At 37.5% G+C, this 13,376-nt stretch carries 6 protein-coding genes and 2 pseudogenes; 7 read left to right on the top strand and 1 reads right to left on the bottom strand.

What is annotated here, in order from left to right; translation table 11 throughout:
* From HX062_RS05015 to HX062_RS16240, 5 genes and pseudogenes are all read left to right on the top strand, one after another.
* Window positions 1–2,163 (top strand): MBG domain-containing protein (locus tag HX062_RS05015; RefSeq protein WP_286466627.1); only part of this gene is annotated, 2,163 nt, incomplete at its 5' end.
* A gap of 914 nt (window positions 2,164–3,077) precedes the next feature.
* Window positions 3,078–3,704, top strand: coding sequence for a HEAT repeat domain-containing protein (locus HX062_RS05020; RefSeq protein WP_286466628.1), 627 nt, complete (start codon window positions 3,078–3,080; stop codon window positions 3,702–3,704).
* Window positions 3,705–4,341: 637 nt separating this feature from the next.
* Complete coding sequence (locus tag HX062_RS05025; protein WP_286466630.1) at window positions 4,342–6,738, top strand: RHS repeat domain-containing protein; 2,397 nt, start codon at window positions 4,342–4,344, stop codon at window positions 6,736–6,738.
* Between the two features lie 3 nt (window positions 6,739–6,741).
* Window positions 6,742–7,023: a hypothetical protein gene (locus tag HX062_RS05030; protein ID WP_286466632.1), complete on the top strand. Its 282-nt coding sequence runs from the start codon at window positions 6,742–6,744 to the stop codon at window positions 7,021–7,023.
* 596 nt (window positions 7,024–7,619) lie between these two features.
* Window positions 7,620–7,676, top strand: a pseudogene (locus HX062_RS16240) (hypothetical protein); the annotation flags it as partial.
* Window positions 7,677–7,755: 79 nt separating this feature from the next.
* Here the strand turns inward: HX062_RS16240 and HX062_RS05035 are convergent.
* Window positions 7,756–7,875: pseudogene (locus tag HX062_RS05035) on the bottom strand (IS982 family transposase); the annotation flags it as partial.
* 793 nt (window positions 7,876–8,668) lie between these two features.
* Here HX062_RS05035 and HX062_RS05040 point away from each other — a divergent pair.
* Both HX062_RS05040 and HX062_RS05045 read left to right on the top strand, forming a co-directional pair.
* Window positions 8,669–9,376, top strand: a complete 708-nt coding sequence (locus tag HX062_RS05040; protein WP_286466636.1) for a LuxR C-terminal-related transcriptional regulator — start codon at window positions 8,669–8,671, stop codon at window positions 9,374–9,376.
* 724 nt (window positions 9,377–10,100) lie between these two features.
* Entirely contained in the window at window positions 10,101–13,358 is a 3,258-nt protein-coding gene (locus HX062_RS05045; RefSeq protein ID WP_286466638.1) for a phage tail-like protein, read from the top strand.
* Window positions 13,359–13,376: the final 18 nt, after the last annotated feature.

Raw genomic sequence — 13,376 nt, forward strand, 5'->3', positions numbered from 1 at the left:
CCTGCCTTAACTTATGCGGTTTCAGGATTACAAGAAGGAGACGATGCTGCTACTGTTCTAAGCGGAAGCTTAGTGCGTCAGGCAGGAGAGTCTGTGGGTACCTATGCGATTAACCAAGGTAGTTTAGCAGCAACAGCTAATTATACCTTGGTGTATGAAAGTGCGGATTTTACCATAACTGAAGCTATCTTAACGGTAACGGCGGAAACAAAAACAAAAGCCTATGGAGCAACTGATCCTGCCTTAACTTATGCGGTTTCAGGATTACAAGAAGGAGACGATGCTGCTACTGTTCTAAGCGGAAGCTTAGTGCGCGAGGCAGGAGAGTCTGTGGGTACCTATGCGATTAATCAAGGCAATTTAGTAGCAAATGCCAATTATACCCTGGTGTACGAAGGCGCTGATTTTACCATTTCACCGATTGAATTGGTTATTTATCCGCAAGAAAACCAAGCCAAAGATTACGGTACTGCTGATCCTGTTTTGACCTTTACCGCAGTTGGATTAAGCAATGGAGATACCCTAGCAACGGCTTTACGCGGTGTATTAGGTCGAAATGCAGGCGAAAATGTAGGTCGTTATTCCTACACCTTAGGAAGCTTAGAAAGTATTGGAAATAATTATGTATTACACCTAGATACAACCGAGCGTTTTGAGATTACGCCTACTTCAATCGATATTGTTGTTGATGCAGGGCAATACAAGCGTCATGGACAAACAGACCCTGTATTGAGGTATACTATTCAAGGATTGCGTCGTGGCGATTATCCCGCTAATGCAATGACGGGACAGTTAGAACGCGAGGCAGGGGAAGCAGTTGGTCATTATACTATTACACAAGGAAGCCTTTCCCCACGCGCGAATTACATCATTCGTTCGTTTACAACAGCAACTTTCGAAATTAAAAGAGCTGCAATACAAGGGCTTAGCTTGCCTTCAAAATCGGTTGTTTACGATGGAGAGGCTCAGTATTTAGAAGTAGAAGGAGCGTTAGAAGTTGGGACAACGGTAACCTACGAAAACAACGGACAAACACAAGTAGGTCGTTATACCGTAGTGGCTACTATTGCAAATGAACCCAACTACGAACCACTCCGCTTAGTGGGCATCTTGACTATTACACCGGCAGAGCAATACATTCGCTTTGAAGCTGTGTCTACGGTGGTACTAGAAGATACGCCATCTTTGCCACTTCAAGCAGTGGCTAGTTCTGGTTTAGCTGTAACCTATACGATCGATGACCCTGCTGAACAAGTTATTGCACAAGTGGATACAGCTGGAGTGATTCACTTTTTAAAACCAGGGTTTGTAACGGTAACGGCCCATCAAGAGGGAAATGCCAATTACAAAGCCGCAGCTCCCGTATCGCGTACCATTCAAGTGAGAAGTAAAAATACAGCCCTAGATAACTTAGTTGTCGATGGGGTATCCTACGGTAAGATTCAACGCGAAGTATATATTGCCGTCGGTTGTGAAGGACCTATAAACAGCGTTTTCCTTGAAGTTGAAACAGCAGCAGGCACTTTAGTTCTCCCGTCTTCTACTATCGTCCTTGCTCTTCCTGAATACGGAAAGCATAAACAAGAAATCGAGGTTATAGCGGAAGATGGCATTCATCGAGAAACCTATACTGTGATTATTGAAAAGAGAATGCCATGGGAAGGCGTTTTACTACAGAAATACGACAACCTCGTTTTTGTCAATAACAATTCCAAAACCAATGGAGGCTATGTATTTACTAAATTCGAATGGTATAAAAACGGAGAAAAAGTAGCGGACAAACAACTGTTTTCCGAAGGAGGAACATCGAGTGATTTGTTGGATCCTGCGGCTGAATACTACGCTGTACTTCACACCAGTAGAGGCCAAGTATTTACGACTTGTCCGATGCAAGTGACGCGAAAAAATACCTATGCCATGGCGGTGTATCCGAATCCAGTCGACAAGAATAAGCCTTTGACTGTTCGATTTGATTATCCCGTAGGGACGTTTAAAACAAGTGAATATACGATTTACAATACCCTTGGACAATTGATGACCAAAGGCCAGTTAGAACAGGCGGTATCCGTCATTGACTTGCCAGTTGACCTTGCGGCTGGAGCCTATATTTTGGTGATTAAAGTCGATGGAAAACCACAATCCGTTCGATTTATCGTCAAGTAATACAAAAAGTGCTTGCTGTTTACATACAGCAAGCACTTTTTTTTGAGACGAGGGTAAAAATCAACGCGCTCAACCTAGACGCAAAGAAGGGATGCTTCTTTTATTATGTCAATGAAAAGAGGAGTGGTACTGGCGTTATTTTCTACTGTATCGAAAGAGTAAATACAAACTAATGAGTATCAAGGTCGCTGCGAGGGCAAAGGCAATACCGGGTAAGTAGGGTTCTCCATGCTATGTGAAGCTGGGGAGAGTAAGAAAAAAACAACAAATAAGACGGTGATTTGCTTAAATCGGCGTGCAGTACTTGCTCCAATAATTCGGGTAATACAGGGAAGATAAGACCAAATCCGGCACTATCTAATAGTATAGTGATCGCAATAAATAGTACGATCCTGTTTAGGTTTGTTGATTTCATGATGAGGTATAATAAAATAACAGTACCCCAAAGATTGGGTACTCAAAAAAAACTTGCGTTTTTCTTTTCGAAAGAAAACGACATCGGTTTATGTTATTTTATTACTGCTGCATAAGAGTACAAAGATAAGTACTAAAAGAGTTAGGATCAAGTAAAAAGAAGGAAAATAAAGTGTAGGAAGTGCTGTTTTTCCGTATGCGAACTACTTGATTTTATGATATCTTTGAATGGGACTATAAAACAGCGTTCGTTTTTCATTCCGTATAAAAATTGACCGCTATGAATTAAATCGTCTTGAATGACACTACAGTAGTGCTAAAAGTGAAAAAGAGTCCTCTTTTTGCTCGTGTAGTTTGGTACATCCTTACGTTTTTGTCCGCTGTTTTACCTATAGGTAGTTTTGTGGTAGATGTTATCAACGCAGTGAACAACAAAAGGCGAATAACCAAGTGAGAGCAACGTTGGTTGGTGATTGGGAATTAATTATTGAAGAAGATATATGGCAAAAGTTTTAAAAGAAAGTATTGAAGATTTAAAATTATTATTAGACTCTAGTAAGGCACCTGAAAGAAGAAAAGCTGCTAAACTCATAGGAGCGTTTGAAGTAGTTGAGCTTGGAGACGTATTATATCAAGCATATCTGAAAGAAAGCAAAAATCTTAAAGCTTGGGAATCCCAGTGTATCATGATAAAAGCTTTAGGTAAAATTAAGTATAAAAACGTTTTACCTCATTTAGAGCGTATTTTAGAAGAGAACCAGGTAGATGATATGATTACGCATGAAGTAGCTTTAGCATATGTGAGAATGAATAGAAAATCTATTAAAGATATTTCTCCAATATTGAAATTATTAAAAGAAGGTAATTTATCTGTTCTTTCAGTAGCTTTAGCAGTATTGGCGTTTGACGATATTATTCCTGAAAAAGAAGATATATATACGCTTATTGATGCTGTTAATTTAAAACAAACGCTTATAAAAGAACAGCATGAGGTTGGAAGTTTTGATCCAAGGGAGTATTTGTTATCTGCAATGTCTAAGTGGGATAGAAAAGATCCTAAAATTAGTAGTTTTATAGAAGAATGTTCTAAAGATGAGTATTTAGGAAAAAGACATAATCTAATTTAAAAAGTTAGAAAAGGTAAGAAAGTATACGCGGAGTAAGCGTTGAAAAAGCAGTAGAAAACAATCATCTACTGCTTTTTTAGTATCAGGTATTTTCTATTCCACATAGAAGGAACGATTTTTTGTATATTCTTTTTTATGTGTCTTTCCTAAAAGACAAGCAGATCACCATCGGTAATTACTAGCTACTTTGCCTAAAAAAATAATGAGGGTACCCCTTCTTGTCTTTGTCCCCTCCTGAGCCTCTGCCTATAAAAAGTAAATTTTACTTTCCACCCTAGTATCAACTGCTAGAAATTGGTTATTTGACCGAAGCCTGGAAGCGTGGTACTATTATTTGGTAAAAGGTGTGCTGTTTGGTGTATTTTTCTCCTTGGTATTTTACTTCTTTTTGAAGAAGATGACCAAAGGAGTTTTACTTCAATTAGATTTACCTTTAGAAAAAGGTGAAGTCTTGGAAGCTTATGGCGTTGCCAATTCATTTTTAAACCGACAGGCTATTGGAGGAAAACTAGGCATCACCCCAGACTATTTACTGTTCCACTCTCATAAATTTAATTTTACGAAAAAAAGGTCCGCCTTGCTTTTGCTGATATACAGCATATCAAACGTGTCGTTTTGTAGTAAATGATCGCACAAAATGGATGGAGTTGTTATAGGAAAAACAACCTTAGAGTATGATGGAGTGGGTAAATTACTTCGCAAAAAAGTAGAAGGAGATTTAACCCAATATGATAGTACACATACATATGATCCAACGACTCAACAACTAAAGACAACCACAGAAAATATCAATGGGAAGGTATCAACCATTACTTTTGATTACAATGCGTTGTTGCAAATAACAAAGGTTGTGGAACAAACACCAGTTGCAACTTTTACTAAAACAATGACCTATGATGGATGGGGTAGAAGTGCAACGGAAGAGGTTAAAACCGCTGCTTTTGGCAAGGTTTTTACAAATAAAACTAAGAACGAGTACAAAAATGGACAGCACTGGCGAGTAGTTGATTTTGCTACGAATAAGGTATTAACGGAGAAAGTGGCCACTGATGATGTAGGGAATTTGGCACAGGTAAAATTAGGTAATGGATTAGAGCATGTATATAGCTATGATGTGAAGACTTCTCTACCAGTTAGTATGAAAGTGAAAAAGAGTGCTAACACAGCTTCAGTCTTTGAACTTCAAACTACTTTTGATGCTAAACGAGGTAATCTTTTAAGTAGAACGAATAGTTTATTTGGGTTTACCGAAACGTTTACTTATGATGAATTAGATCGATTAATAGGATTTACGAACGTACTATCTAGGCAGCAAGAAACGCAGGCGTATGATAATAAAGGGAGGATTACTTCTAACAAGATTGGAGCTTACGAGTATGATGCGACAAAGAAATACCAAGTAAATACGATTGCTTTAGCGTCAGATGCTAAATCGTACTATGGAGGAAGACCCTTATTGGAAGTAGCGTATAATGCTTTAAAAAGTCCTGTATCTATTCATGAAGAGAATAAAGAAGATTTGTACTTTGAATACAATGGAGCTGGTGATAGAACCGTAATGTATTATGGTAATGTTGCTACAACAAAAGAGCAAAGCTTGTATAGAAGGTATTATTCTTCAGATGGTAGTATAGAAATAACCTACAATACAAAAAATCAGAATATAGAGTATGTGTATTATGTAGATGGGGATGCGTATAATGCCACGGTAATAGCAAAAGGAGACAAAGCTAACGCTCCACAATACTATTATTTTCACCGAGATTATTTGTCTAGTATTGTCGCTATTACAAATCAAGTAGGAACCATTGTTGAAAAAAGACATTTTGACGCTTGGGGAACTGCTGTAAAAATAATGGATGGACAAGGACAAGTCCTGAATCAATTAACATTTACAGATCGAGGTTATACAGGACACGAACACCTTCAAGGAATCAATATCATTCAAATGAATGGTCATTTGTATGACCCACAGTTGAGAAGATTTATGGCTCCTGATAATTATATACAGGACCCTTCAAATACACAAAACTTTAACCGCTATGGGTATGTATGGAACAATCCACTAAAATATACGGATCCGAGTGGTGAAGAAATTTCGTTTGTTGCGGCAGTAATTATTGGTACAGTTGTCGCTATGACAACTTATACGATGACCGCTCTTTTAGCAGATGTGCCTTTCACTGCAGGAGGTTTTACAAAAAGCGCTATATTTGGAGCAGTCAGTGGAGCCGTTAGTTTTGGTGTTGGACAATTATTTCAGGTTGCTCAAGGAGCAAGTACAATAGTTACCGTACAACAAGCCGTAGGACAAGCAATAGCCCATGGAATAAGTCAAGGAGCGATATCGGCTCTTCAAGGTGGTAAATTTGGATCTTCCTTTGCATCAGCGGCAGTAAGTAGTATGCTGTCTTTTGGGTTTATGGAATACGGCGGTAGTTTAGGAGATAATTCTGTAGCTATGGTTTCTTTTTCTACCGTTAGTGGCGGTGGAGTATCCGTATTAACAGGAGGTAATTTCTGGGAGGGAGCTGCAACTGCCTTTTATGTGAGTTTGTTAAATCATTCAGCGCATAAAATGACAGCGGATGGTGGAGATCAAGAAGATCCGTTAAAAAAGCATTCTTCAAATGTAAAACATTCTTTAGAGGAGTGGGCTGAGAGATATAAAGATATGTCTTGGAAAGAGATAGCTACTGAAGCAGGATGGAAACAAGGTCAACCATTAGGACCAAAAGCAGAATGGAGGTACGTCCAAGCTCCGGATGGAAAGGTAATGGACATGAGACATGTAGTAATAGTAGGGTATGGTTATGGTGAAAGTGTCGGTAATTTAATCGAGCATATTCAGAATATTCATTCTTCAACACGAGCTAGTGCTTTTGATCCACAAGATTATTATTCAAATCGAGTAGGAGCTTATTATTACCAAATGCGTCATTCTGGTAATTGGTCTTCATCTAGTTTTGCTTATGATTTTAAAAGGTTTATAGATGTATATTATAAAGTGCTATTTAGCACTGGTAAAAAATAGAGAATGAAACAAAGAAAATATATTTTTATTATTGTATTTGGACTTTTTTTTAATTGTAGTAAAGTAGTTCAAAATTACAATGATTTAGTGAAAGTTAAGATAGGAATGCACTATAGAGAGGTAAATAGTATTATGAATAATAAACCACTAAAAGTTGAAAATGCTTTTTGGAATGATTCTTTATTTATTCAAAATTACGAATCTCCTAGTTCGGCATCTGATGATTATAAAATAGTATTTACTAAAAAAGATAGTATTGTAGTTGAAATCAATTACGGAGATTAGAATTAAAATGGTCAATTAATTAACAAATAATAGTTGTACAAGAATAGTACATTACATTGTTATAAGAATTCCATATAATATTTTATTCTTGTAAAGAATTTAATTTATCAAGGTATATACAGGGAAGTTTAAAAAAATAATTTAAAAAGTAATAGATTTAGAAAAGCAGTAGATCTATTTTCTACTGCTTTTTTTGTTTAAACACACACATTTAATAAACTTAATGCATTAATTCGTTCAACTTTTGTAACAGGCTAGGCTAACCTTCAGTATTTACTAGATAAGAAGTATTTGAAAAGAAATTCGTTTTTGCGAAAACCGCTATATTTGGAGTAATAAGTAGGTTCGTGGTGGAGGAGTATCCGTATTAACAGGAGGTAATTTCTGGGAAGGAGCTGCAACTGCCTTTTATGTAAGTTTGTTAGATCATGCAGCGCATAAAAATCACAATGGCATTCGATAATAAAGAGACTACAAGTAAGAATCCTTTTTATGATATTGATGATCGACCTTATAAATATAATGGATAGACATATGAAAATAAGGGAGAATTATATGGGGCTATTCTTATAGATCAAGCAGCAGAACAATTTGGCATTAAAGATATTGTTTTTCTTGCTGCCGCAATTGATAATCAAGGTTTATTAAGTAAACCATTTCAAGCGAAGGGAGCTTCTAAAGGAACATCTCTTGCATCGAAATATGGTTCAGTAATACCATGGCAAATTCGATTGAGCGTTTTTTCTTTGTACTATCTGCTTCAATACTATGAGATTGCAAAACATTTGAATATGCTTTAAAAAAATCATCAACTTCATAATAAATTTCAGTAATTTTGTCTGTAGATAACATAGAGATAGTTTTAGTTAAATATTTGTGATTCAGAACCTTAAATATACTAATCCTATCTCTTTTTTTATAGCTTTTTTTGTCTTTTCTTGTATCGAACTCAAGTAATTCTATCTCTTTTTTATACTCTTTTTGGGCTTTTCTTATATAGTACCCACGTTAATACAGTACTGACTCATCGAAAAAATATTTTGAGTAAAACAAAATCCAATAGCTTTATTGCGCTAATTAAAAAGTTAGATTCAGCATAAGAAGATTGAACAAATGAACTAGAACTGAGGTTTTTATTCTCCGGCCTACGCTTATATCGAATGAGGGCGAAAAGATTTATTTAGCAGGGATTCAACATGGAATCCCTTTTTTTGTGACTTGAGGCGAACATTTTTTTGGCACTTTTGAGTGATTTTGACCCTAAGTGCTTCCTAAAACAGCTAGGTTTTACTTTTACTCCCTTTTTTGAAAGTGATATTCGTTCGTTCGCTGTTTGGCCGTGTTTTTATTTCTTTAATTTTTCGCCTCCTCCTAGATTTTTCAGTGAGCCCTGTGTTCAACTAAGTTTTTTTTGGGGCGTATATACTGCAAATAGGTGATTTTTAAGCAGTTTATTTGTTTTATATTTACTGCGTATAGTTTATGTAACTGATCGATATGGGATTGCTGTTGGTTAAGCAATGGCTATGCTTATTCGCAAAACGCAAGATACACGCTTAGATCATTTCAGGTGGTAGGAGCAGAAGATATCCACAATGTCGAACAGGTACAAATCTACGAGGCTTACTTTTAAACACAACACAGCATGGACAGCATGAACACCTTACCTTACAAAGATTGGTTAGATTTTTTAAACAAAGAAAATGTCAAGATCAATACCGCTGACTCGTCATCCGATGCAAGGACGTCCTACTATTTTATTTACGATAACGTAGACAATATTATTCCCTTTATCAGTGCTGCATTTGCGGTAACAACGGGATATCAGATGAGCAGTGTTACTACTGAAATGTTTATCAGTTGGATGCATCCTGATGATCAAAGTTATTTTCTAGAAATGGAAATGCAAGGGCAAGAGTTTACTAACAAATTGCGCTATGAAGAACTCTTTCGCTATGTTTTTAAATATAGCTATAGGCTGAGAAAAGCTGATGGGACTTATATGTTAATCCGACAAGAATATCAGGCGTTGGAGGTAAATGCAGATGGATACTGGTGTAAATCTTTAGTCACACATAAAGTCATGGACCCCTCAACGGACGTATGTAGGAAAACAGACTATACAATTTTCGATAAAGAGTTAGGCGTTTACCTCGATTTGACCAATCGATTTAATTTAACAACCCGAGAGCAGGAGATTATTCAACTGATTAAGGAGGGATTAACCAGTAAGGAAGTATCCGAAATTTTACACCTTAGTATTAATACAGTACTGACTCATCGAAAAAATATTTTGAGTAAAACAAAATCCAATAGCTTTATTGCGCTAATTAAAAAGTTAGATTCAGCATAAGAAGATTGAACAAATGAACTAGAACTGAGGTTTTTATTCTCCGGCCTACGCTTATATCGAATGAGGGCGAAAAGATTTATTTAGCAAGGATTCAACATGGAATCCCTTTTTTTGTGACTTGAGGCGAACATTTTTTTGAACGCATATGTGCCTTGTATTATTCCGGATGGTTAACAGGGAGGATTTAGTTGTTCTTGGGGGAAGAAATGCAAAGATTTCAAAGCAACAAGCACAAACTACAAGACAGGAGTAACTTTCTTTTTTGCGTGAGCCAAGCGTTTGTTTAGTTAAATTATTAGAAATAACAGGGCTAACGTATGGTGTTTTTGATTATTGTATTTTTTACATGTAATTATGATTTATTTACCATAATAAAAAATAGATATTAATGATAATTTAAGAATTATAAAAGGTACATTTTTATCAAAAATACGAGCGTAGATTTTGTGTTAATTGTAATTATTTTTTATCAATCTATAAAATACGATGTAAAATGCATATATTTATCTTAAATTTAAAAGTATTTGTATTTTGTAAAGATCGATAGGTCTTAAAATAAATCATGTATGGGGTTAAAAAACATAGATTTATTGATGGAGTATTGATTTGTGTAGGGTATTTTATTTGATTTTTTAATATGTGGCATTGTATTTGTTACTTATTGAAAAGTACAAAATAGTTAAAAAATTTTGTTAAGTAGTATAATTGAAATAAATAGTTGTTTATGAAAAGAAATGTACTTTCAGTTGCATTATTAATGATGTCAGGGTTCACATTTGCGCAAGTTGGGATTGGAACGACCAATCCAAATCCCGCTGCACTTTTAGATGTGGAAGCAAAAGCAGGCACGTTTAAGGGGGTATTAATACCGAGAATTCCCTTAGAGTCTACTGCTACTAGTTCGATTATCTCAGGAGGAAAAGCACCTTCTAGTTTGTTAGTGTTTAACACAACAGATAATAGCGAGCTAAAACCGGGGTATTATTTTTGGTTTGATTCGCGTTGGGTTCGCTTGATTAGCTCAACGGATGATTTCTTAGAAGACGTGGCTCAAAATGAAGAGTTGGCTGTTGATCCCAACAATCAAACTCTATTTTTACGAGACAGTAAAAACAGAGTAGTATCCGTGCCTTTACATGAGGTGAATGTATTGACTACTTTAGAGTCGAATGCTGATGGAACATACACCTATACGTCAGAAGACCAAACGCAGACTACCATTGATATTGCTGCAGATGTGATTCAAAATATCACCCAAATTCTACAAGACAATAGCGTTAAAAATGAAATTATACAGGCCATATCGCTAAATGCTAAGGATTTAACAGGCGATAGTATGATTGCGGTAACGGGTGGAGATGGCGCTGTATTAACTACAACAGCACTGAGTATAAACAACAATAGTATTACAACGGCAAAGATCGCAGCAGGTGGAGCCAAACAATTGTTGGTGACTGATGCAACCGGAGTTGTCAAATGGGTAGATGCCTCAGATGAGGTTATCCAGGAAGCTTTTGAGTTCAACGAAAAAGTAACCCTACTCGTGGATGCTGGCGATGGAACCTTTACCTATTATAACGAAAAGGAAATTGACGCCAACGGCAATCCCATGGCAGGAACAGGTGTGAAGTTTGACGCCAATACACTGCGCATTGAAAAAACAGCGGATAACGCTTATGCCTTTTACGATAAAACCAGTGATACAACGCCGATTGCAACAATTGACGTAGCGGGGAGTGTCATTGAGAATATTACGGAAATTTTGAACGATACTACGGTTCAAAACGACATTTACCATACGGTAGCAGCCCAAGGAAAAGCGGCAACTGCAGCTGATGGTTCTATTGCTATTGACAATGGGGACCAAGCGGTGTTAAACGCCATGCAAATTTCTGTTGCACCTGGTGGGATTACCACGGCAAAGATTGCAGCAGGGGGAGCCAAACAATTGTTGGTGACTGATGCAACTGGAGTTGTCAAATGGGTAGATGCTTCGGACGATATTATTCAAGAAGCTTTTGAGTTCAACGAAAAAGTAACTCTACTCGTGGATGCTGGAGATGGAACCTTTACCTATTATAACGAAAAGGAAATTGACGCCAACGGCAATCCCATGGCAGGAACAGGTGTGAAGTTTGACGCCAATACACTGCGCATTGAAAAAACAGCGGATAACGCTTATGCCTTTTACGATAAAACCAGTGATACAACGCCGATTGCAACAATTGACGTAGCGGGGAGTGTCATTGAGAATATTACGGAAATTTTGAACGATACTACGGTTCAAAACGACATTTACCATACGGTAGCAGCCCAAGGAAAAGCGGCAACTGCAGCTGATGGTTCTATTGCTATTGACAATGGAGACCAAGCGGTGTTAAACGCCATGCAAATTTCTGTTGCAGCAGGTGGAATTACCACGGAAAAGATTGCAGCAGGCGATGCCAAACAATTGTTGGTGACTGATGCTACCGGAGTAGTCAAATGGGTAGATGCCTCAGATGAGGTTATTCAAGAAGCCTTTGAATTTAACGAAAAAGTAACCCTAGTTGTCGATGGACGAGATGGTACTTTTACCTATTATAACGAAAAGGAAATTGACGCCAACGGCAATCCCATTGCAGGAACAGGTGTGAAGTTTGATGCCAATACGTTAAACATCAAAGAAAGAACAGGAGCTGAAGGCAAGGGGATTTACGATTTTTACGATGGTACGACTTCGTTGCAAAACCCTTTGATGACTATTAACACTCGTGCGAAAGCCATTGTATTTGAAAATAGTTCAGCGACTATAGAAGGAGACAACTTGCAAGATGTGGTGAATAATCTTATCGCCAAAGTGGAACGCGCACAGGGAAATTTATCGCCTATCAAAGGAGCGGGTATCTTAATTAACGAACAATTACAGGTTGATGATGCGGTATTGCAAGAACTTACCTTGAGTATAGCGAATGAAGCTGTTACAGAATCCAAAATTGCAGAGGGTGCGGTAACCGCTCATAAAATAAAAAACAAGGCAGTTACCTTAGCAAAAATTGCACCTGGAGCAAATAAGCAAATTTTAGTTACCAAAGAAGGGCAAGCCCAATGGGTACCAGCTACAGATTCTATCATTCAAGAAGTAGTCAAACAAAACGAAGTTGTTACGCTTATTGAAAACAACGGCGATGGAACCTATTCGTATTATAACGAAAACAGCATTGACGCTACTGGGGCTCCTATTAAAGCCAATGAAATTCTTATTGACGCAAATACGCTGACCATTACCGAGCAACCCAATGGTACCTATGTATTTACGGATGGCACCTATGCCTCAACAGGACTGCCCTTGGCAACCATTAATATTGCAGGAACAGTGATTGAAAACATCACGGAAATATTAAATGATACCACGGTTCAAAACGACATTTATCATGCGGTAGCCGCCCAAGGAAAAGCAGCGACTGCGGCTGATGGCTCAATAGTGGTTGACAATGGAGATCAAGCGGTGTTAAACCCTATGCAAATTTCTGTTGCAGCAGGTGGAATTACCACGGCAAAGATTGCAGCAGGTGGAGCCAAACAATTGTTGGTAACGGATGCAACCGGAGTAGTAAAATGGGTAGATGCCTCAGATGAGGTGATTCAAGATGCTTTTGAGTTCAACGAAAAAGTAACCCTACTCGTGGATGCTGGCGATGGTACTTTTACCTATTATAACGAAAAGGAAATTGACGCCAACGGCAATCCCATTGCAGGAACAGGTGTGAAGTTTGATGCCAATACACTGCGCATTGAAAAAACAACGGATAATGCTTATGCATTTTACGATAAAACAAGTGATACAACGCCGATTGCAACAATCGATGTAGCGGGGAGTGTCATTGAGAATATTACAGAAATTTTGAACGATACCACGGTTCAAAACGACATTTACCATGCAGTAGCAGCACAAGGAAAAGCCGTTAGTTCACCTGATTCGTCTATTAAGATAGGGGGGTGATGGGGATAAAGCTGTTTT

This window comes from Myroides sp. DF42-4-2, from assembly GCF_030326445.1.
GTDB lineage: Bacteria > Bacteroidota > Bacteroidia > Flavobacteriales > Flavobacteriaceae > Flavobacterium.